Raw genomic sequence first — 21,144 nt, forward strand, 5'->3', positions numbered from 1 at the left:
GTGGCACAGAAGGTGCTGAGATTAACAAGGAGGGCCTATGTCTGGGATTGGTGCAACACTTGCCATTATGATGATGCTGTTTCAGGGCATTGACGAAACAGGCACGGCTGTCGCGCGGCCGCTGGGCGAGGTGCACCTCAATGAGGGAAACGGCAGCTACTATCAAGTCTTCGAGTTTTACGGCAAGCCGCCCCACACATGGCGCCACGCCAAACGTATGGTGCGTGGTTACCTCTATGAAGGCAGGGAAGGGCAGCTGGCGACGGTCAAGGACGTGGAAACCCACTATTTCCTGCTTCTGAATTTCCCGATGATCCGCACCAGCCCCATGTGGCTTGGCCTGAGCGCGACCTGCAACGAGACTGCCGACCTGTTGTGGGTGGACGGCAGCAACCTCGCAGATCAATCTTTCCGCGGTTTTGGCGAAGGCGCGCTCAGGGACATCAGCCGGACCTGCCGTGCCCGCAAGGATAGCGGTATGGAAATTCCGATTTTCTACGAGCCCGACGCCTTTGGCGTGCGCTGGCAGATGGGTAGGGGCAATCAGAACCTGACCTATATGATGGTTGAATTTCCGGTGCCCGCAGAGGAAGAAGCCGCAGAGGAAGAAGCTGCAGAAGAAGGCGGGCAGGACTAGCCTGCCTTAGCCCTGCAGCAGTTTGGCCGCCATGGGCGCAAAATAGCTTAGAACCCCGTTTGCGCCCGCGCGCTTGAATGCCAGAAGCGATTCCATCATCACAGCATCCTGATCCAGCCAGCCATTCTGTGCGGCGGCCATCAGCATCGCATATTCGCCAGACACCTGATAGGCGTAGGTGGGCACACCGAATGTGTCTTTCACATCACGCACGATGTCCAGGTACGGCATGCCAGGCTTGACCATCACGCTGTCGGCGCCTTCCAGAATGTCCTGCTCAATTTCGCGCAAGGCCTCGGCACGGTTGGCCGGGTCCATCTGGTAGGTTTTCTTGTCACCCTTCAGCGCACCCTTGCTACCAACCGCATCGCGGAACGGGCCATAGAAGGCGGAGGCGTATTTGGCGCTGTAGGCCATGATCTGCACATGTTGGAACCCTGCCTTGTCCAATTCACCGCGAATGGCCCCAACGCGGCCGTCCATCATGTCGGATGGGGCGATAATGTCGGCGCCGGCCTCAGCCTGCACCACCGCCTGCTGCACCAAGACGCCAACGGTTTCATCATTCAGGATCACGCCATCTTCAACCAGGCCGTCCTGGCCGTGGCTGGTGTAGGGGTCCAGCGCCACATCGGCCATCAGGCCAATCTCCGGCACGGCGTCCTTGATGGCGCGCATGGCTGTGTTGATCAGATTGTCCGGGTTCAGCGCCTCGTCGCCGCGTTCGTCGCGCTTGTCGGATGGTGTGTTGGGGAACAGGGCAATGCAGGGAATGCCCAGGCTTGCCGCTTCCTTTGCCGCCTTCACCGCTTCATCGACCGATAGCCGGTTAACGCCCGGCATGGAGGCCACAGGCTCGACAACGCCTTTGCCTTCGCGCACAAAAATCGGCCAGATCAGATCATTGGCGGACAGGTGGTTTTCGCGCACCATGCGGCGGGACCAGTCTGTAGCGCGCGGGCGGCGCAGGCGCGTGGCGGGGAAACGAGCTGTCATATAGGTATCCTTACTGAAATTTTCGCGCATCTTAGGCACGCAAAAGCAAGTTTGTCACTGCTTGCTGAAAATTTGGAGCAATATGCCGCACCAAACGGCTTTCGATCACGAAAATAGTTCAAATTTTAGCATTAATAATCCGTTAGTACTTGTGGAGCAGATTGTTTTTAGTCAAGATTCACTAAAAATCTTCTCTAAAAGTCAGGCAGATACCATGAGCGGTTACGATTTTAACGATCCAAAGTTCCTATTTCTCGATATCCTGAGCCTTGTCGAACGGCTTCACCGACGACTTCTCGATGTATTGAAGAACCATATGGAGCATATCGGCTGCAATGACCTGAACCCGGTTCAGGCACTGCTGCTGCACAATATCGGCGAGAATGAAATGACCGCCGGCGAGCTTAAAACCCGCGGTTATTATCAGGGTTCCAACGTTTCCTATAACCTCAAGAAGCTGGTTGAGATGGGCTATCTGCGCCACGAGCGGTCTGATTATGACCGGCGCGCGGTCCGTATCTCGCTGACGGACAAGGGCTATGAAATCCGGAATTTGATCGACGATCTCTACAAACAGCACCTGGATGAGCTGCTGCAGGACGATCTAATCAACCATGATGAGCTGAAAAATTTGCGTAAAAACTTGCGCAACCTTGAACGCTACTGGTCTGACAAGCTACACTTCGGACTCTAGAGAGTCGCAGAGGGCAGAAAAAGACTGGCCTTGCAATTGGGCCAGTCTATTTTTATATGCAGGTGCGACATTTTCGACTCTGGACGAAAAGCGCAGCATTGCGCTATGAAGAGCGCGCCGATACACTTCGGACAGCTGTAAGCGAATGGACTGCCTGATGGACTATAAAAAGATTTTTGCCGACGCAATCGAAGCCGTACGCCAGGAAGGGCGCTACCGCGTCTTTGCTGATATCTCGCGCGAGCGCGGCAATTTCCCACGGGCCGTACGGCACGATGCGGGCGATAACGCCCGTGCTATCACTGTCTGGTGTTCGAATGACTATCTGGGCATGGGCCAGCATGAAACCGTGATCGGCGCCATGCACAAGGCGCTGGACGAGACCGGCGCGGGCGCTGGCGGCACGCGTAACATTGCAGGCACCAACCATTATCATGTGCTTCTTGAGGAAGAGCTGGCTGACCTGCACGGCAAGGAAGCCGCGCTTCTGTTTACCAGTGGCTATATTTCGAATGAGGCGACGCTCTCGACCGTAGCCAAACTGCTGCCGGGTTGCATCGTTTATTCCGATGCCATGAACCATGCATCCATGATTCAGGGCATTCGCAACAGTGGCGCGAAGAAACATATCTTCCGCCATAACGACCTCGAGCATCTTGAAGAGCTTCTGGCAGCAAGCGATCCGGCTGCGCCAAAGCTGATCGCTTTTGAATCCGTCTATTCCATGGACGGCGATATTGCACCGATCGGCAAGATTTGTGACCTGGCGGACAAATACGGCGCGATGACCTATCTGGACGAAGTGCACGCTGTTGGCCTGTACGGCAAACGCGGCGGCGGTGTCTCTGAGCGCGACGGCGTGGCCGACCGGGTGACCATCATTGAAGGGACGCTTGGCAAGGCGTTTGGCGTTATGGGCGGCTATATCACTGCGTCGAAAGCGCTCGTGGATGTTGTCCGCAGCTATGCGTCCGGCTTTATCTTTACAACGGCGCTGAGCCCTGTGCTGGCAGCCGGCGCGCTTGCAAGCATTCGTCACTTGAAGGCAAGCAACGCAGAGCGCGAGCAGCACCAGGAAAGGGCTGCCAAGCTGAAGGTGCTGCTGAAGGCAGCCAACCTGCCGGTTATGGACAGCGAAAGCCACATCGTACCGGTCTTCATTGGCGATCCGGTGCTGTGTAAGGATGTGTCTGATCTGTTGCTGAACGAATATGGTATCTATGTTCAGCCGATCAATTACCCGACGGTTCCGCGGGGAACCGAACGCCTGCGCTTCACGCCGGGTCCACTTCATGACGACAATGTCATGAATGCCTTGGTCTCGGCCTTGAGCGAAGTTTGGCAGCGCCTGCACCTCAAGCGCGAGGTAGGCTGAGAGGGAAAGCCCGATGGCTTCACCTGATAACGTCATCATCGAATTTATTCGCGTCGGTAATTCCGTGCGGGTCAGTGCTGTCTGCACGCGCACCGGACGGGAAGTCCAGATCGTGGGAGACCCGCGTGCCAGCAAGCAGGAGCTTGAAGCTGTTGCGATCCGGAAGCTTCGGTATGTGATGGAGCGGGACGCGAAAGCGGGCGGGGCACCAAAAAAGGGGCTGACCATCTAGGCCGCCCCTTGGAGACAATCATTCCGAATTAGTTCAGCGTTTCTTGCCGAGCCCGATTTTCTTGGCGAATTCGGATCGTTTTGCAGCATAATTCGGCGCAACCATCGGATAATCCACCGGCAGGCCCCATTTGGCGCGATAGTCTTCCGGTGTCATGCCGAAACGGGTTCTGAGATAACGCTTGAGCATCTTCAGTTTCTTCCCATCTTCAAGGCAGATGATATAGTCCTTGGTATAGGATTTATTCACCGGTACGGCGGGCTTCTGGTTGGCGCTGCCGAAAGGGCTTTGTTGTTGGCCAAGTCCGCTCAGGGTGGAGTGGACAGTCTTGATGACATCCGGCAGTTGGTCAGAATCAAGGGTATTGTTGCTGACATAGGCCGCAACAATGTCTGCCACCAGACCCAACATGATTTCGCCTGAATCGGAGGAGGCGTCAAAGTCTGACATTAAATTAATGCTCCAATTTCTTAATTTTTCGAGTTTTTATTGCCGCATTTCGTTGGTGATTACAACATCAAATGGTTGTTCTTTCACAATTTATTTGTTAATAAATAGTTAATAGATGCATTCCCAAGTAATACGTCAGCTAATTTGTTGAATAAGTGGTTTTCATACATGCCGCTTTTTGCGCGCTTGGGTTCTGGCCTTTTCTATGATAATCAAGCCGCGAATTCCCGCCGCAGTCCTTGGCTGCGAGACCTTTGACCGATGAGGCGTAGAATGGCATCCGAGACAATTGCAATTGCTTGCGATCATGCAGGTTTTGACCTGAAAGAAACCCTGAAAAACGAACTGTCAGACCGTGGCTATGACGTGCTGGATCTGGGCACTAACGGTCTTGAGTCTGTTGACTACCCAGATTTTGGTATTGCCATGGGTGAAGCGATTGCCAGCGGCAAGGCCAAGCGCGGTGTGCTGGTGTGTGGTTCGGGGATCGGAATATCGATCGCGGCCAACCGGAACCCTGCCGTTCGTGCGGCTCTGTGCACCGATAGCCTGATGGCAAAGCTGTCCCGCCAGCATAATGACGCCAACGTATTGTCGCTGGGCGCGCGCCTGATTGGCATTGAAACGGCACTGGATTGTCTCAACGCATTTCTGAACACTGATTTTGAAGGCGGTCGCCACCAAAGGCGGGTCGACAAAATGGGTGCTTAAAGCTAAACCCAACATACTTATTTTTCTATATTCGTAAGGGCCCACCAACGATGACTAGTTTTACCCAACCTGGTTTCTTTTCTTCCCATCTGTCCGAAACTGACCCAGAGCTGCTGAATTCAGTGACAGGCGAACTTGAGCGCCAGCAAGGCCAGATCGAACTGATCGCATCCGAAAACATTGTCAGTCGCGCTGTGCTTGAAGCTCAGGGCTCTGTGCTGACCAACAAATATGCCGAAGGCTATCCTGGGCGCCGTTACTACCAAGGCTGTCACCATGTGGACGTGGCCGAAAACCTGGCAATCGAGCGTGCGAAGCAGCTGTTTGGGGCAGAGTTCGTCAACGTGCAGCCGCACTCTGGCGCGCAGGCCAACGGTGCTGTGATGCTTGCGCTGGCAAAGCCGGGCGACACCATCATGGGTATGAGCCTGGATGCCGGTGGTCACCTGACCCACGGTGCAGCCCCTGCGCTTTCCGGGAAATGGTTCAACGCAGTCCAGTATGGCGTACGGCGTGAAGACGCCCAGATCGACTATGATCAGGTTGCCGAAATGGCGCTTGAGCACAAGCCGACCATCATCATCGCTGGCGGTTCTGCGTACCCCCGTGTGATCGACTTCAAGCGCTTCCGTGAAATCGCTGACAGCGTAAACGCGCTTCTGTTCGTTGATATGGCACACTTCGCAGGCCTCGTAGCTGGTGGCGCGCACCCGAACCCGCTTGAGTATGCTGATATTGTCACAACCACGACGCACAAAACCCTGCGTGGCCCACGTGGCGGTATGATCCTGACCAACCGTGAGGATGTGGCGAAGAAGATCAACTCTGCGGTATTCCCAGGCCTTCAGGGCGGCCCGCTGATGCATGTGATTGCCGCGAAGGCGGTTGCGTTCGGTGAAGCACTGCGCCCGGAATTCAAGGAATATGCGGCACAGGTTGTCAAAAACGCCAAGGTTCTGGCTGACAAGCTCAAGGCCAACGGTTTTGATATCGTCTCTGGCGGCACCGACACCCACGTTGTGCTGGTGGACCTGCGCCCGAAAGGCTTGACCGGCAAGGCAGCAGACGAAGCGCTTGAGCGCGCCCACATGACCTGTAACAAGAACGGTGTGCCGTTCGATCCGGAAAAGCCGTTTATCACGTCCGGTATTCGCCTGGGGACGCCAGCCGGCACGACCCGTGGCTTCGGCGAAGAGGAATTCGGCCAGATTGCGGACATGATCACCGAGGTCCTGGACGGCCTGGCGGCCAACCCTGAAAACAATGATGCAGCAGAGGCCGCAGCACGCGACAAGGTCGCTGCCCTTTGTGCACGCTTCCCAATCTATAGTGAATTGGGATAAGCTTGATCACAAGATGGTGTGGGTGCATTATCCCCACACCATCAGTGACCAAGAAAAGAATTCAGGGGAGTAGGGGGCGTTATGCGTTGTCCGTTTTGTCAAAACGAAGACACTCAGGTTAAGGACAGCCGTCCGACCGACGACAAGTCGGCGATCCGGCGTCGGCGGTTTTGCCCGGCATGCGGGGCACGGTTCACCACATTTGAGCGTGTGCAGTTGCGCGAGCTGACTGTGATCAAGAAAACCGGGCGGCGCGTACCCTTTGAACGGGCCAAATTGGAGCGGTCGCTTGATATTTCCCTGCGCAAACGGCCGGTTGACCCGGACCGGGTGGAGCGCATGATCAACGGTATCGTGCGTCGGCTTGAATCCATGGGTGAAAATGAGATTGATTCGGGTGAGATTGGCCGTTTAGTCATGGAAGGGCTCGAAAGCCTCGATCAGGTAGCCTATGTGCGCTACGCATCCGTGTACCGTAACTTCCGCGAGGCTTCCGACTTTGAGAAGTTCCTGGGCAAGATGTCCGGCACGGAAGACGAGGTCTTTTCCGAAGAACCCTGACAGGGAGGCTTGAGTGGCCTCAACATCGTTAGATGAAACCTATATGAAGGCTGCGCTTGGGCTTGCCCGGCGCGGCCTTGGTACTGTTGCGCCCAATCCTGCTGTTGGCTGCATTCTGGTGAAAGACGGCATCATCATTGGCCGCGGCTGGACCCAGCCGGGCGGGCGGCCACACGCAGAAACCATGGCGCTGGGGCAGGCCGGCGCCGCCGCGAAGGGGGCCACTGCCTATGTCACGCTTGAGCCTTGCGCCCATGTTGGCAAAACCGGCCCCTGTGCCGAAGCCCTTGTGAACGCAGGCATCAGCCGCTGCGTGATGGCGGTTTCGGACCCGGATTGGCGCGTGGCGGGCAAAGGGCTGGCCATTCTGGCGAATGCGGGCGTGGAGACCAGAAACGGCGTATGCGAAATGGAAGCTGCGCAGCTTAACCGGGGCTTTTTCCTGCGCGTGAGCCGCGAGCGCCCGTTATTCACCGTCAAGATCGCCAGCACGCTGGATGGCCGTATCGCCCTTGAAAATGGTGACAGCAAATGGATCACTGGCAGTGAGGCCCGGCGCTTTGGTCATATGCTCAGGGCACAGCATGACGGCATCCTTGTGGGCAGCGGTACGGTACTGGCGGACGACCCTATGCTTGACTGCCGGCTTGCGGGGCTGGAAGGCCGATCGCCCGCACCCATTATTCTGGACGGTACACTGCAGTTGAAGCCTTCCCATAAACTGGCACAACGTGCTGCCACGCGGGGCACTGTGGTTTTCCACCAGGTGCGCGACGCTGCCAAGGAAGCGGCGCTCCAAAAACTGGGCGTTGAAACCGTCGCGGTTGACGATACCCGCGATCTTGCCGCCGTTTCGGCCATTCTCGCAGAACGCGGATTTACCCGGGTGCTTGTCGAAGGCGGCGGGCAGGTGCATGCGTCTTTCCTGAAGGCTGGTTTTGCAGACAGGATCGCGCATTTCAGCGCCGCAAAAGCCATTGGTGCTGACGGCCGACCGGCAATCGGCGACCTTGGCCTTGCCAGCCTTGGGGATGCGCCCCATTTCAATCTTGAGACAATTCGGCAACTGGGGCCGGATATACTTGCATCATACGTCAAGGCGGAGTAACTCAGGCGCATGTTTACCGGAATTGTTACAGATGTGGGGCGCATTCGCGCCGTGGAAGGCGACGTTGACAAGCGGGTCACGCTTGAGACCGCCTTTGATATGGCGTCCGTTGATATCGGTGCCTCCATTGCCTGTTCAGGCGTTTGCCTGACAGTAGTGGACAAAGACACAGGCTGGTTTGCGGTTGATGTGTCTGCCGAAACGCTGAAGGTGACCAACCTGAACGGTTGGGCCGAGGGCACGGAAGTCAACTTGGAGCGCTCCCTGAAGCTTGGGGACGAACTTGGCGGTCATATCGTGACAGGCCATGTGGACTGCACTGGCGAAATTGTGCGCTTTGATGAGCTTGGCGAGTCTGTCGTTATGGATATCGCAATCCCAAGCGCGCACGGAGCGTTCGTGGCCCAGAAGGGCAGCGTTACCATCGATGGGGCCTCCCTGACGGTGAATTCGGTTGCCGACGAAGGCGATGTCACGCGCTTCTCCATTAACCTGATCCCGCACACGCAGGCGGTCACCAGCTTCCGCAACAGCAAGCAGGGCGACACCGTGAATGTGGAATTCGATATTCTGGCGCGGTACGTAGCGCGCCTTCAAAGCAGAGGATAGGCCTGTGTCAGAGAGTTTCCTGTCACCAATCGAAGACGTCATTGAGGACGCGCGCAACGGGCGCATGTATATCCTGGTGGATGACGAAGACCGTGAAAACGAAGGTGACCTGATCATCCCGGCGCAAATGGCAACGCCTGACGCCATCAACTTCATGGCCAAGCACGGCCGTGGCCTGATTTGCCTGCCGCTGACGCGGGAGCGGGTTGAAGCGCTGAAGTTGCCGCAGATGAGCAACAACAATCAGGCGCGCAACCAGACGGCCTTCACCGTGTCAATCGAAGCCAAGCAGGGTGTGACAACCGGCATTTCCGCGGCTGACCGGGCGCACACGATTTCCGTGGCGATCGACGGTTCAAAAGGCGCGGACGATCTGGCCACACCGGGCCATGTGTTTCCGCTGATGGCACAGGACGGTGGCGTGCTGATGCGGGCTGGGCATACCGAAGCCTCTGTTGATATTTCCCGCCTCGCGGGCCTCAACCCGTCCGCCGTGATCTGTGAGATCATGAAGGACGACGGCACCATGGCGCGCCTGCCAGACCTGATCCCGTTTGCTAAAGAGCACGGCCTGAAAGTGGCGACCATCCGGGACCTGATTGCCTACCGGCTGAAGAATGATGTGCTGGTTGAGCGCGCGTCCGAAAGCGATTTCGTGCGCCAGAGCGGCAAGAAATGGCGTGTGGTTGTTTACCGCTCTACCGCTGACCGCCGCGAAACCGTGGCGCTGGTGCTGGGCGACATCGACAGCAGCGTGCCGACGCCAGTGCGGATGCACGCGCTGAACCCCTTCGAAGACCTGCTGGGCATGGACCATCCGCGCAGTGGCCAGCTTGAGCGCGCCATGACCGCGATTGAGGGCGAAGGCCACGGCGTTGTGGTGCTGTTCCCGGGGCAGATCGCGATCCGCCCGTCGGAGCTGCTGGAAGGCGTGCCGGCGGAAGACGACGGCAAGGAGCGTGCGCTGAAGGACATCGGGCTTGGCTCGCAGATCCTCCTCGATATCGGCGTGCGCCACATGATTCTCTATTCCAACAGCCCGAACCACTATGTTGCGCTTGATGGGTATGGTCTCGATATCGTAGAACAACGGAAAATTCCGGACGCCGGTTAGGCGCCGCACTGATTTATCGCCACACGTCCAACAAGGGCTGGCGCGTTCCAAGGAAAAAAGATGGCAAAGCCTCATATTCTTATTGTCGAAGCAAAATTCTATGCAGACCTGGCCGACGAGCTGGCGGCAGGCGCCATTGAGGCGATCGAAGCCGCAGACTGCACGTGGGACCGGTACGACGTGCCCGGTGCGCTTGAGATCCCGGCGGCGATCAAGTTTGCGCATGCGGGCCAAAAGGCGCATTTCGACGGCTATGTGGCGCTTGGCTGCGTGATCCGCGGTGAGACGACCCACTATGACTATGTGTGCGGCGAAAGCGCGCGTGGCCTGATGGACCTGGCACTCAATGAAAACCTGGCCATCGGCAACGGCATTCTGACCGTCGAGGACTGGGACCAGGCATGGGCGCGCGCGAAACGCGACCAGAAGAATAAAGGGGCAGGGGCGGCACAGGCTGCACTTGCCATGATCGGACTGAAGCAGAGTTTTGGAGTAGAATAATGTCCGCAGGATCAAAAACACCGAAGGTTGGCGGCCCCAGGAGCGCAGCGCGCCTTGCAGCCGTTCAGGCGCTCTACCAGCTGGACATGTCCGACGAACCAAAAGCCAAGATGGTGGTTGAGGAATATGTCAATCACCGCCTGGGCCAGGAAATCGAAGGCGACCAGTATGTTGCCGCTGACGCCAACCTGTTCAGCGACGTGGTGCTGGGCGCCTGGGAACGCCGCGAGGAAATTGACGGCACGCTGACAAGCTGTCTGTCATCGGACTGGCCGCTTGACCGCCTGGAGAAGCTGATCCACGCCATTTTCCGCGCGGGCGGTTATGAGCTGGTAGCGCGCCCGGATGTGCCGACTGCCGTGATCATCAATGAGTATGTCGATGTGGCGCACGGTTTTTACGAGCGCACGGAAGCGTCGTTCGTCAATGGCGTCCTCGACAGGTTTGCCAAGGCCGTGCGCACCTAGCACGTGCCCCGGCAGAAAGCAGAGAAGCTTATGGCCGGAGAATTTGACCTGATTGCCAGATATTTTCGTCCGCTGGCCGGGCCCGAGGGGCTTGGCCTTGCGGATGATGCTGCCTGCCTCACCGTACCAGACGGTCATGAACTGGTCGTGACCAAGGACCTGATCGTGGAAGGTGTGCATTTCGTTGGTGATGAGCCAGCCGCGGACATCGCCTGGAAGGCACTGGCCGTCAACCTGTCAGACCTGGCAGCCAAAGGCGCGAACCCCACACACTATTTTGTCGGTCTCAGCCTGCCAAAGGGCGCACCTGAAGCCTGGATTGCCGATTTTGCTGCTGGCCTGAAAGCGTGCCAGGAGCCATTCGGCATTCAGCTTGCGGGAGGCGACACCACTGCCAGCACAGGCGGCGTGACCCTCAGTATCACAGCCATGGGCACCGTGCCCTCCGGAGGTATGATTAGACGCGGCGGCGCGCAGGTCGGTGACGATGTCTATGTGTCCGGTACGCTTGGCGATGCCGCGCTGGGCGTGAAGATGGTTCAGGGACGGCTGGACGCTTCAGAAGGCCTCGTGCGCCGGTATCGGAAACCCACACCTCGCGTTGCTCTGGGCCAGGCCCTTAGGGGCGTGGCATCAGCCTGCGCCGATGTCTCTGACGGACTGTTGGCCGACCTTGGGCATATCTGCGCGGCATCAGCTGTTGGCGCCCGTGTAGATCAGTCCAGCCTGCCGCTTTCGGAAGCCGTTGCCGCACTGGTGGGGCAGGACAGTGAGCTGTGGCCGTCTGTCTATGCGGGTGGGGATGACTATGAACTGGTCTTTACCGCTTCAGCTTCAAACGCAGGCGCGCTGGAACGCATTGCTGTGGACTGTGGTGTCCAGCTCACGCGCATCGGTGTGGTGGAACAGGGCGGCGGATGCCATCTTGTTGATTCATCAGGTAATTTGGTGCAGTCTGGCCAGCAGGGTTACCAACATTTTTGAAATTGAACCGAGGTGTTAGTCAATGTCACAGGATGACGTATCAATTCATGGAAACTCCGGTTCAGGCAAATTGCTCCTGATCCTCGGGCTTTTGGGTGGCATCGCGATCGGCGGCGGGCTTGGATTTTATTATTTCAAGAACATGGCGCCGGCGACCGAAGGGCAGGAACAAGAACGCAAAAAACCATCGGGACCTTTGCTGACGGTTGGCTTTGAACGCATCGCGGTACCAATCTATCTCAGGAATGAGAACAGCTCCCGCTTTGTGGGCAACTATTTTGTCGATCTGGCGGTGCAGGTTTACGGCGACGACAACCAGATTTTGGTGAAGCGTTCCCAACCGCAACTGCAACACGCCTTTATCGCAGCGATCAGCCAGAACGACCTGATGCAGGAAGACTCGCCGCTGCAGCTGGACCATGACAAGGTCGCGGCGGTCCTGAAGAAGAAGGCCGCAGAGGTTGTCGGCCCCAATGTGGTGGAAAATATCTCGATCCTCAATACCATGCGGCTGTCGCGCTAGCTGGCGGTAAAGCTTGGATTACGCAAGGCGCTGCATGTTTGCGGCGCCTTCTCTTTTTTAAGATGGTTGAAAGTCTTGAAAATGCTTCCTAAGGTGAAAACCGACCAACCTGTTGTCAGGAGTTTTAGGGGTTTGTCTACTAGAATGAATGAGCAGGGCGGACGTGTGGGGAGTATCTCTGCCCGATAAGCTCAAACTACTTGGGTTTGGTTCAAGGGAGGGAGTTTCCCATGGAAGTATTGTACGCCGCGATTGCATGCGGCGTTGCTGCCGTTCTGTACGGCATTGTAACGCGTCAGTCTATTTTGTCCGCCAGTGCGGGCTCCGAGAAAATGCAGGAAATTGCTACTGCGATCCAGGAAGGAGCGCAGGCCTACCTTAATCGTCAGTATCGTACCATTGCCATTGTGGGTGTGGTTGTTGCTGTGATTCTTTTTGTTACACTGGGGCAACTTGCTGCCCTTGGCTTTGTCATCGGCGCCGTTCTGTCGGGCGTTGCGGGCTATATTGGTATGCTGATTTCCGTCAAGGCCAACGTTCGCACAACTGAAGCTGCCAGCACCAGCCTGCAAGCAGGCCTGACCATCGCATTCCGGTCCGGCGCGGTGACAGGTATGCTGGTTGCCGGACTCGCACTTCTTGCCGTGGCTGGTTACTATACAGTTCTGACCGGGCCAATGGGGATTGACCCAACGGACCGTGCAGTGATTGACGCCCTGGTGGCACTCGGGTTTGGTGCATCGCTTATCTCCATCTTCGCCCGTTTGGGCGGCGGTATCTTCACCAAGGGCGCCGACGTTGGCGCTGACCTCGTTGGTAAGGTGGAAGCCGGTATCCCGGAAGACGATCCACGCAACCCGGCGGTGATTGCCGATAACGTGGGCGACAACGTTGGTGACTGTGCCGGCATGGCGGCAGACCTGTTTGAAACCTATGTTGTGACCATTGGTGCGACCATGGTGCTTTCCGCGCTGTTCATCAGTTCAGGTGCTGCAGATATCATGCAACTTCCATTGATCATCGGTGGCGGCTGTATCCTGACCTCGATCATCGGCACCTATTTTGTCAAGCTGGGCAAAAGCCAGTCGATCATGGGGGCACTATACAAAGGCTTTATCGTGACGGCGGTTCTGTCTGCCGGTGTAATGTGGTTTGCCATGGACTGGGCACTGGGCGGCGAGATGGAACGGGTTTTCCAGACGGCCTCCAGCAGCTTCACCGGGCGTGACCTCTATTACTGCGGCCTGATCGGGCTGATCGTGACCGGATTGATTATCTGGATCACTGAATATTATACCGGTACTGACTATCGCCCGGTTCGGTCGATTGCCAAGTCATCTGAAACAGGCCACGGCACGAACGTGATTCAGGGGCTAGCGATTTCCCTTGAGTCTACCGCACTGCCGACGCTGGTCATCTGTGCAGGCATTATTGTTGCCTACCAGCTTGCCGGTATCCTTGGTCTTGGCTTCGCGGCAACCGCGATGCTGGCGCTTGCAGGCATGGTTGTGGCGCTAGATGCCTACGGCCCTGTTACAGACAACGCTGGCGGTATCGCGGAAATGGCTGGCCTCGACGAGACGGTTCGGAGCCGCACTGACGCGCTTGATGCTGTGGGCAACACCACCAAAGCTGTTACCAAGGGCTATGCTATCGGTTCCGCGGGCCTGGCTGCACTGGTGCTGTTTGGTGCCTATACGGCGGACCTCAACACCTACTTCTCGGATGTTACGGTCGATTTCGGCCTGTCTAACCCGTATGTGGTTGTTGGGCTGTTCCTTGGGGCCATGCTGCCGTACCTCTTTGGTGCGATGGGCATGACAGCTGTGGGCCGCGCAGGCGGTGCAGTGGTTGAGGAAGTGCGCGAGCAGTTCCGCAATAACCCTGGCATTATGGAAGGGACATCCAAGCCGGATTATGCCCGGTCGGTTGACTTGCTGACCAAAGCAGCGATCAAGGAGATGATCATCCCAAGCCTGCTGCCTGTGGCGGCGCCGGTGATTACCTACTATCTGATCAATGCCATTGCAGGTCAGGCGGCCGCATTTGCGGCACTTGGCGCTCTTCTTCTGGGCGTGATCGTTGGCGGCCTCTTTGTCGCACTTTCCATGACCGCCGGCGGCGGCGCATGGGACAATGCGAAGAAATATATCGAGGACGGCAACCATGGCGGCAAGGGCTCTGAAGCTCACAAGGCTGCCGTGACAGGCGATACTGTTGGTGATCCGTACAAGGACACTGCAGGCCCGGCTGTGAACCCGATGATCAAGATCACCAACATCGTGGCGCTTCTGCTGCTGGCGATGCTGGCGCACTAGACACCGGTTTGATCCGAAAACAGAAAGCCCCGGCACTGCCGGGGCTTTTTCTTTGTCTGCTTCTGTTCGGGCCGGGTTAGCCGTTCGGGCCGCGACCGCCACCCTGGCTGCCAACAGGGGCGGAGCCACCTGCGAACCGGCCAACGCCGCCAAAGATCTGCTGGAAGAAGCCTTCCTTGCGGCCTTTGGTTGGGGTTTCATCATCAACCGGGTCAACCTTGCGCATGTCGGACAGGTCGTAGTTGACCACGTCGGTCACCACACCAGTGTCGCTGAAGGCTACAGCCATCACGCGGTGTTCCTGGGCATCGGGCCAGAAAACCGGGCGGATGCGAACAGTCGTGGAGATATAATACCAGGTGTTGTCGTCAAACGTGGCACGAACCGTTGGCGTGCCAAGTGTTGATTCAACCGACTGGCGGTTGTCCACGCCGGGCTGGATAGCAGCAGCAAGTTCCTTGTCGAAAACATAGCCGCGGATCATGCGTGAGTTACCGCATGCCGACAAAGCCACACCGGCCATAAGACACAGAGCCAGTGGTTTCGCCTGTTTCGCAAGAGAGGTCATTTTCATCTACTATCCTTATTTCCGATACTGTTCGGATAAAACTTCCAGTGCTTTAATAACGGCCACCGTTGCGCGGCGCAAGGCTCCGTGTTAGAGCACGCCATAAATTTTGCAAAAGAGATGCGTTGTCCCCTTTTTCCCAAAGATTGGGGCGACATCAAGGAGGCGCCATGCTTGCGCGACTTTTTTCACTGTTCCAGAACAAAGACCAGGCCTATGCGGTGTATGGAAAACTGGTTGGCCAGGCCCGGAACCCCGTGTTTTATCAGGACTTTGGTGTGGCTGACGATATTGACGGCCGGTTTGATATGATCCTGCTGCATCTCTTCATCGTGGACCGCCGTTTTGAAAAAGAAGGCAAGGTTGCGGAAAAAGTCCGCAGACAGATCCAGGAAGCGTTGATTTCTGACATGGACCGGTCTCTCAGGGAGATGGGCGTCGGGGACATGTCCGTGGGCAAGGAAGTCAAAAAGATGGGCGCTGCCTGGTTTGGCCGGGTGAAAGCATATAGTGCTGCGGTCAAGGCAGATGCGCCGAAGCCTGACCTGGCGGCTGCAATTGCAAAGAATATCTATAAGGGCGCAGAGACACCCTTCGCGGGTCAGATGGCGGACTATGCCCTTGAAGCCCTTCAGAAATTAGCAAGCTATACATTCGAAGAAATGGTAGCATCAGAGTTCGAGTTCCCGGATATCAAGGTGGAGGCCAAATAGATGACTGACCAACTATCACTGGACTTCACTGTCAAGATTACCGAGCTGGAGCGCACGCCAAAGGAATTCAAGCTGGTTGCGACCGAAGCGCAATGCAAGGACCTGGCAGAGCGCTTTGACCTTGTTGCAGTCGCGGAGCTTTCGGGCACCCTGTCTGTGTGGGATGCGGGCGCCGACAGCGGTATCCATATCAAGGGATCGATCGCGGCCAAGCTGACACAGCGCTGCATTGCATCCCTGAAGCCGGTTGAAGAATCGTTTGAAACGGATTTTGAGCTGATGCTTGTGAACCCGGAAATGGCGGACCGGATGGATGACGAAGGCGTCTACCTGGACCCGGAGGCACCAGACTATGACGCACTTGAAGGCGATGTGGTGCCACTGGGGGAAGTGCTGGCACAGACCCTGTCGATTTCCATGAACCCCTATCCGCGGGCCGAGGGCGTCGAGCTTGAAACAAAGAAAATGACAGGCGTTAGCATTAACGAACCTGAGCTTGAACGTCCCAATCCGTTTGCTGTTCTTGCAAAATCACGCGACGAATCTTGAAGTGCAAGGTAAAATCGCTATGGTCGTTGCAAATGACAAATGCTGAAAGCGCATTGAGGGATGCGCCTGAGGCTCTATAATAACCCGCGGGACCAACGCGTTAGACTGGATACGTATACGTGGCAAAAAATATAACGATCGCCGTCGATGCCATGGGGGGCGACCATGCACCTGACATGGTCATAGAAGGCATTGCTCAGGCCCGGACGTTCTTTCCTGGCACTCAGTTTCTGGTATTTGGCGATGAAGCGCGCATCAAACCGCTTCTGGACAAACAGCCGGACCTGACGGCAGCCAGTACGCTTGTGCACACAAGCGATGTCGTTACATCAGACATGAAGCCATCCCAGGCACTCAGGAAAGGGCGTCAGTCGTCGATGGGGCTTGCAATCCAGGCGGTGAAGGACGGCACGGCAGATGTCGCCATTTCCGCTGGTAACACGGGGGCCTTGATGGCGCTGGCCAAGTTCCTGCTCAGGACCATGCCCGGTATTGACCGGCCGGCGCTTATTTCACCGCTGCCGACCTTGCGCGGCGAAAGCGTGATGCTTGATCTGGGCGCGAATGTGGAATGCGACAGCAACAACCTTGTTCAGTTCGGCATCATGGGCGCCGCCTATGTGCGGACAGTGCTCGGCCTTTCCAATCCGACCGTTGCGCTTTTGAACGTGGGTGTTGAGGACCTCAAGGGCAAGGACAGCATCAAGGCTGCCGCTGATGTCCTCAGGGCCTCCAAGCACCTGCCGCTTGATTTCGTTGGCTTTGTCGAAGGCAACCATATTGCCACAGGTGAAGTGGATGTGGTGGTCACAGACGGCTTTACCGGCAACGTGGCCCTTAAAACGGCTGAAGGCACGGCGCGTCTGGTTACAGATCTTCTGGGGCGGGCCTTCCGCTCAAGCATGTCCACCAAGCTTGGCTATCTGCTGGCCCGGCACGGCCTGCGGTCGCTCCGGGACCATATGGACCCCAACAACCATAATGGCGGTGTGTTCCTTGGCCTGAACGGCCTTGTGATGAAAAGCCATGGTGGTGCGAATGCGCACGGATTTGCCTCTGCTGTCACATCAGCCATCGATATGGCCCAGAATGACCTGATTCGCCTGATTAGCGAAGATTTGCAGCGCATCGTCGATGACGAGGCTGCAGCTGGGGCGGCATAATTTCCTGTGAATAGGGCGGTAAACCCCGTTTTCTGGCCCAAAATATAAGGGCGGGGATATAAACCCTTCTAAATATTGACTAAAAGCCGACAGGCGCGTTGACTCGCTTCCGCGCTTCGATTAGCTTTTTTAGTAACAGGTAATTTGCCTATTCACCAGCAGGGGGCAGAAATGAGCGACAACACACTTACTCGTGCGGATCTGACTGAAGCAGTTTACGAAGAGGTCGGGCTGTCGAGGAACGAGTCTGCTGACCTGGTTGAAGCGGTTCTCGGCGAGATTTCTGATTGCTTGGTGGCTGGTGAAAATGTGAAAATTTCCTCGTTTGGCAGTTTCCTTGTGCGCCAGAAAAACGGTCGCATGGGACGTAATCCTAAAACGGGCGAAGAAGTGCCGATCGATCCTCGGCGCGTTCTTGTTTTCCGGCCTAGCCAGGTCATGAAAGACCGTATCAACGCCTGAGGTCAGTCTCGGACCCTAAACCAGGTCTAAAGGAGTCGGTTGTGAGTGAAACTGCGTCAGGTCTTGATCGCCCGAGGGGCGGGAAGGGCCGCGAAGCGTTCCGTACCATATCCGAAGTGGCAGATGAACTGGATCTGCCACAACATGTCCTGCGTTTCTGGGAAAGCAAGTTCACTCAGGTCAAGCCGCTCAAGCGGGGTGGCAATCGTCGCTACTACCGGCCTGATGACGTCACGCTCCTGAAGGCGATCAAGAAATTGCTGCATTCTGACGGCTATACCATTCGCGGCGTTCAAAAGCTTTTCAAGGCTCAGGGGCTGAAAGCAACCATCTTTGAAGCGCTTGAAATGGTGGATGACGGTGCAGTCGAGGCAGCACCCGAAGCGGCGGCTGAAGTCACAGAGGTTGCTTCCGATGTTCAGGCTCCCGCAGCCGATGGTGCGCAAGATAGCGCGGCACTGCGCGATGTGCTGGACCGCCTGAAAGCCCTCAGGGCCCGTCTTTCCTGATATAACTTTAGCGTTTCGGCGTGATTTTGTAGGCGCAGCGTTTGCCACCTGACAGAAGGTGCTCTGTGCGCTCCACCTCGGCTTCGTCCGCCAGCAGCTCCTTAAACAGGCTCAGTTCCTTGCCGCACAGGCCGCTACAGGCTTTTGCTGCCTCGCAAATAGGGCAGTGGTTCTCCAGGAGGAACAGCGCACCGTCTTTCTCAACCGCTTCCGCCATATAGCCTTCGTTTGCCCGCTCGCTCGCCAGTGCCTTCAGGCGGTCCTGCAGGGTCGCCTTTCCTGCAAAGCTCGCCTCATATCGGCTTTTTTGCTTGAGGGTTCGGTGGTCTACCAGGCGTTCCAGGCCTTCCGGCCCAAAGAGGTCTTTCATGCTGTCGATGAGGTCCAGCGACAGGTCCCGGTGCGCGTCAGGGAAATAGACATCTGCTTTTTCCGTCAGCTCCCACATTTTTGCCGGTCGCCCACGGCCTTGCGGTTTGGCACAGCACACAACGGCGCCTTCATCCCGCAGCTGATACAGATGCTGGCGGATCGCCATGGGCGTCAATTCCAGCTTTTCAGCCAGGTCATCAGCGCGGCAAGCGCCAACGCGCTTCAGCTCTGTCAGGATGATTTCACGGGTCGTCTGCATGGTTTCTCCTTGGTTGGACATTTATTAAAGAAAAAACTTGAATAAATCAAGAGAGGCTTCTATATCGGATTTACTAAAGATAAAACTTTAGAAAAGGAGGCTGCCATGGGTGGCGATTTAGCATGGGTAGAATACGGTCGCATCAGGGCCGAGTTACGACAGCAAGGAGAGACGACATGGAAAAGCCAGAAGCCGGTGCCGGTAAAGATTGGAAAAATCTGGGCCAGCTTGCAGGGCTCAAAGAAACGGGCCGCCATGTCCTGAAGTTTGACGGCAAACAGATCGCGCTTCTGAACACAGAGGCCGGTCTGTTCGCCATCAACAACAGGTGCCCGCACGAAGGCTATCCGCTGATTGAGGGTACTCTGAACGACAGCTGCACGCTTGCCTGCAACTGGCACGGTTGGGCGTTTGACCTCAAGAGCGGCGAAGCGCTTCAGGGCAGGGACGCGGTGCGGACCTACCCGGTAGAACGCCGGGGTGACGATATCTGGATCGACCTGACGCCGGTTCCAAATACCGTGCGGGCAGCCAAAGCCTATGATGAGCTTGATGAAGCCATGGCGGAGCATGACTATGAGCGTATCGCAAGGTCGCTGTGCCGCCTGGATCAAGCCAGTGTACCCTATGAAGAGGTCGCGAAACGGGTGATCAGTTGGTCGCTGCCGCGTTTTGAGCGTGGTTTTGGCCATGCCCACGCGGGTCTTGCTGATTGGATCGACCTTGCTGGCGATGATGATGACCTGCGGTTGGTTGCCTTCCTTGAAACCTTCGGGAATTTTTCCTGGGATGCGCTCTTCAGTCAGCCCCTGGAGCAGCTGCCTGCAAAGGCTGCGCCTTGGGACGCTACGGCCTTTCTTAAGGAGCTGGAGGCCATGAACAGCCTGGCGGTCCTTGGCCGTGTCCGGGGCGCCTTTGAGGCGGGCCTCCGCTTCAGGGACATCAAGCCTGCCTACCTGGATTTTATCTTCAGCCACTATGCAGGCTTTGGCCATCCGGCCATTTATGTCGCAGCGCTTGAGCGGCTGAGTGCCAGCCTGGGGGCGGAGGTTGAGGAAACCCTGGCGCTTCAGTTGGCGCACTATCTGTGTGTCGCAGCGCGGGAAGACCTGATCCCCGAATTCCGTGGCTTTGCGGACTATCTGCGTGTTGACGCGGGCACGACAGCAGCGCCGCGCGCGACCGAATTTGTTGGCACGTCGGTGCGGAATGCCATGGCATTGACTGCAGCATCGCTGAGGGACCCTGAAGGACTGTATGATGCGCTGCTGGGGGCGGCGGCCCTTAATATGCTGGGGTTCGACCTTGAGCTTCAGCATGCGGTGAAGCAGCCGATTGCCCGCAATATTGGCTGGCTGGATTTCACTCATGCCATCACCTTCGCCGAAGCCGTGCACACGCACGCGTCCGAAAACGCGGGCTACTGGCAGTCAGGGCTGATGCAGATGGCTTGTTTCGTCGGGCGCAACAGCAGCTTTGTCGGTGAGGCTGACCTTGATAAGTGGCGGGTAACTGACAAGCCGGCGTTTCTGGCGCAGCAGAAGGCGGCGCTCTTTAACATGGATGTGGGCGAATATATCTACGGCGTTCACCGGCTGAAGATGGTGTGTGCCGTCGAGCGGCTGGACCGTTTCGTCAGCGAGGCGACATCCGAATTGGTGTTCGCGGCCCTCAACCGCTATCTGCACACACGCCTGCGCCAGCGCCACCCGGCAAGGGCGGCCTATCAGGCCCGGCAAAGCGTTTTGCGGGAGGGGTAATTTTTCCAAAAAACCGTGTTGCGCTGCCCGCATGCCAAAGCTATAGTCCGCGCCACCAGAATGCTGGTATCATCAGCATCCTTTGTCGGGGAGTAGCGCAGTCTGGTAGCGCACTACACTGGGGGTGTAGGGGTCGCAGGTTCAAATCCTGTCTCTCCGACCAAAT

General features: G+C 56.9%; 25 protein-coding genes and 1 tRNA gene. 22 read left to right on the forward strand and 4 right to left on the reverse strand.

Annotated elements, in window-relative coordinates:
* Nucleotides 1–37 precede the first annotated feature (37 nt).
* On the forward strand, nt 38–637 hold the full coding sequence (locus KORLAC_RS09605; RefSeq protein ID WP_068305884.1) for a C-type lectin domain-containing protein: 600 nt from the start codon (nt 38–40) through the stop codon (nt 635–637).
* Between the two features lie 6 nt (nt 638–643).
* Here KORLAC_RS09605 and hemB read toward each other — a convergent pair whose 3' ends face one another.
* The gene (gene hemB, locus KORLAC_RS09610) at nt 644–1,633 is read right to left on the reverse strand and encodes a porphobilinogen synthase (protein ID WP_082714601.1); all 990 of its coding nucleotides are present in this window, start codon (nt 1,631–1,633) and stop codon (nt 644–646) included.
* A gap of 214 nt (nt 1,634–1,847) precedes the next feature.
* Between hemB and KORLAC_RS09615 the strand changes: the two genes are divergently transcribed.
* From KORLAC_RS09615 to KORLAC_RS09625, 3 genes are all read left to right on the forward strand, one after another.
* Nucleotides 1,848–2,327, forward strand: coding sequence for a MarR family winged helix-turn-helix transcriptional regulator (locus KORLAC_RS09615; RefSeq protein ID WP_068305888.1), 480 nt, complete (start codon nt 1,848–1,850; stop codon nt 2,325–2,327).
* 157 nt (nt 2,328–2,484) lie between these two features.
* On the forward strand, nt 2,485–3,702 hold the full coding sequence (gene hemA, locus KORLAC_RS09620) for a 5-aminolevulinate synthase (RefSeq protein ID WP_068307101.1): 1,218 nt from the start codon (nt 2,485–2,487) through the stop codon (nt 3,700–3,702).
* 13 nt (nt 3,703–3,715) lie between these two features.
* On the forward strand, nt 3,716–3,934 hold the full coding sequence (locus KORLAC_RS09625) for a DUF6898 family protein (RefSeq protein WP_068305890.1): 219 nt from the start codon (nt 3,716–3,718) through the stop codon (nt 3,932–3,934).
* A 33-nt stretch (nt 3,935–3,967) separates the two neighbouring features.
* Here KORLAC_RS09625 and KORLAC_RS09630 read toward each other — a convergent pair whose 3' ends face one another.
* Nucleotides 3,968–4,384: a Ros/MucR family transcriptional regulator gene (locus KORLAC_RS09630; RefSeq protein WP_068305892.1), complete on the reverse strand. Its 417-nt coding sequence runs from the start codon at nt 4,382–4,384 to the stop codon at nt 3,968–3,970.
* Between the two features lie 273 nt (nt 4,385–4,657).
* Here KORLAC_RS09630 and rpiB point away from each other — a divergent pair, with 273 nt between their 5' ends.
* The 11 genes from rpiB to KORLAC_RS09685 all read left to right on the forward strand — a co-directional run bounded on the left by rpiB (nt 4,658) and on the right by KORLAC_RS09685 (nt 14,623).
* Nucleotides 4,658–5,095, forward strand: coding sequence for a ribose 5-phosphate isomerase B (gene rpiB, locus KORLAC_RS09635; protein ID WP_068305894.1), 438 nt, complete (start codon nt 4,658–4,660; stop codon nt 5,093–5,095).
* 50 nt (nt 5,096–5,145) lie between these two features.
* Nucleotides 5,146–6,438 carry a serine hydroxymethyltransferase gene (gene glyA, locus KORLAC_RS09640; RefSeq protein ID WP_068305898.1) on the forward strand — a complete coding sequence of 431 codons (1,293 nt, stop codon included), beginning with the start codon at nt 5,146–5,148 and terminating at the stop codon, nt 6,436–6,438.
* An 81-nt stretch (nt 6,439–6,519) separates the two neighbouring features.
* Entirely contained in the window at nt 6,520–6,999 is a 480-nt protein-coding gene (gene nrdR, locus KORLAC_RS09645; RefSeq protein ID WP_068305899.1) for a transcriptional regulator NrdR, read from the forward strand.
* Nucleotides 7,000–7,012: 13 nt separating this feature from the next.
* On the forward strand, nt 7,013–8,107 hold the full coding sequence (gene ribD / locus KORLAC_RS09650) for a bifunctional diaminohydroxyphosphoribosylaminopyrimidine deaminase/5-amino-6-(5-phosphoribosylamino)uracil reductase RibD (protein WP_206594912.1): 1,095 nt from the start codon (nt 7,013–7,015) through the stop codon (nt 8,105–8,107).
* A 9-nt stretch (nt 8,108–8,116) separates the two neighbouring features.
* Complete coding sequence (locus tag KORLAC_RS09655; protein WP_068305900.1) at nt 8,117–8,716, forward strand: riboflavin synthase; 600 nt, start codon at nt 8,117–8,119, stop codon at nt 8,714–8,716.
* 4 nt (nt 8,717–8,720) lie between these two features.
* Nucleotides 8,721–9,830 carry a 3,4-dihydroxy-2-butanone-4-phosphate synthase gene (gene ribB, locus KORLAC_RS09660; protein ID WP_068305902.1) on the forward strand — a complete coding sequence of 370 codons (1,110 nt, stop codon included), beginning with the start codon at nt 8,721–8,723 and terminating at the stop codon, nt 9,828–9,830.
* Between the two features lie 60 nt (nt 9,831–9,890).
* Entirely contained in the window at nt 9,891–10,331 is a 441-nt protein-coding gene (locus tag KORLAC_RS09665) for a 6,7-dimethyl-8-ribityllumazine synthase (RefSeq protein WP_068305903.1), read from the forward strand.
* Nucleotides 10,331–10,798, forward strand: coding sequence for a transcription antitermination factor NusB (gene nusB, locus KORLAC_RS09670; protein WP_068305906.1), 468 nt, complete (start codon nt 10,331–10,333; stop codon nt 10,796–10,798). Before KORLAC_RS09665 ends, nusB begins: the two co-directional genes overlap by 1 nt.
* Nucleotides 10,799–10,828: 30 nt before the next feature.
* Nucleotides 10,829–11,782 (forward strand): thiamine-phosphate kinase, encoded by a 954-nt coding sequence (gene thiL / locus KORLAC_RS09675; RefSeq protein WP_068305912.1) that lies wholly within the window; start codon nt 10,829–10,831, stop codon nt 11,780–11,782.
* Between the two features lie 22 nt (nt 11,783–11,804).
* Complete coding sequence (locus KORLAC_RS09680; protein WP_068305914.1) at nt 11,805–12,305, forward strand: hypothetical protein; 501 nt, start codon at nt 11,805–11,807, stop codon at nt 12,303–12,305.
* Between the two features lie 230 nt (nt 12,306–12,535).
* Nucleotides 12,536–14,623, forward strand: a complete 2,088-nt coding sequence (locus KORLAC_RS09685; RefSeq protein ID WP_068305916.1) for a sodium-translocating pyrophosphatase — start codon at nt 12,536–12,538, stop codon at nt 14,621–14,623.
* 76 nt (nt 14,624–14,699) lie between these two features.
* Here the strand turns inward: KORLAC_RS09685 and KORLAC_RS09690 are convergent, their stop codons facing one another.
* A complete protein-coding gene (locus KORLAC_RS09690; RefSeq protein WP_068305918.1) occupies nt 14,700–15,197 on the reverse strand; it encodes an outer membrane protein assembly factor BamE in 498 nt (165 codons plus the stop codon).
* Nucleotides 15,198–15,361: 164 nt separating this feature from the next.
* Between KORLAC_RS09690 and KORLAC_RS09695 the strand changes: the two genes are divergently transcribed.
* From KORLAC_RS09695 to KORLAC_RS09715, 5 genes are all read left to right on the forward strand, one after another.
* On the forward strand, nt 15,362–15,904 hold the full coding sequence (locus KORLAC_RS09695) for a ubiquinol-cytochrome C chaperone family protein (protein ID WP_068305920.1): 543 nt from the start codon (nt 15,362–15,364) through the stop codon (nt 15,902–15,904).
* On the forward strand, nt 15,905–16,453 hold the full coding sequence (locus KORLAC_RS09700) for a YceD family protein (protein ID WP_068305922.1): 549 nt from the start codon (nt 15,905–15,907) through the stop codon (nt 16,451–16,453).
* A gap of 119 nt (nt 16,454–16,572) precedes the next feature.
* On the forward strand, nt 16,573–17,616 hold the full coding sequence (gene plsX / locus KORLAC_RS09705) for a phosphate acyltransferase PlsX (RefSeq protein WP_074519311.1): 1,044 nt from the start codon (nt 16,573–16,575) through the stop codon (nt 17,614–17,616).
* Nucleotides 17,617–17,787: 171 nt separating this feature from the next.
* Nucleotides 17,788–18,078: an integration host factor subunit alpha gene (locus tag KORLAC_RS09710; protein ID WP_068305924.1), complete on the forward strand. Its 291-nt coding sequence runs from the start codon at nt 17,788–17,790 to the stop codon at nt 18,076–18,078.
* A gap of 41 nt (nt 18,079–18,119) precedes the next feature.
* On the forward strand, nt 18,120–18,587 hold the full coding sequence (locus KORLAC_RS09715) for a MerR family transcriptional regulator (protein WP_068305925.1): 468 nt from the start codon (nt 18,120–18,122) through the stop codon (nt 18,585–18,587).
* Between the two features lie 7 nt (nt 18,588–18,594).
* Here the strand turns inward: KORLAC_RS09715 and KORLAC_RS09720 are convergent, their stop codons facing one another.
* Nucleotides 18,595–19,218: a helix-turn-helix transcriptional regulator gene (locus KORLAC_RS09720; RefSeq protein ID WP_074519312.1), complete on the reverse strand. Its 624-nt coding sequence runs from the start codon at nt 19,216–19,218 to the stop codon at nt 18,595–18,597.
* 176 nt (nt 19,219–19,394) lie between these two features.
* Between KORLAC_RS09720 and KORLAC_RS09725 the strand changes: the two genes are divergently transcribed.
* Nucleotides 19,395–20,978 carry a Rieske (2Fe-2S) protein gene (locus KORLAC_RS09725; RefSeq protein WP_068305927.1) on the forward strand — a complete coding sequence of 528 codons (1,584 nt, stop codon included), beginning with the start codon at nt 19,395–19,397 and terminating at the stop codon, nt 20,976–20,978.
* 86 nt (nt 20,979–21,064) lie between these two features.
* Nucleotides 21,065–21,141 (forward strand) — tRNA-Pro (locus tag KORLAC_RS09730).
* Nucleotides 21,142–21,144 lie beyond the last annotated feature (3 nt).

It is taken from the genome of Kordiimonas lacus (assembly GCF_001550055.1).
GTDB lineage: Bacteria > Pseudomonadota > Alphaproteobacteria > Sphingomonadales > Kordiimonadaceae > Kordiimonas > Kordiimonas lacus.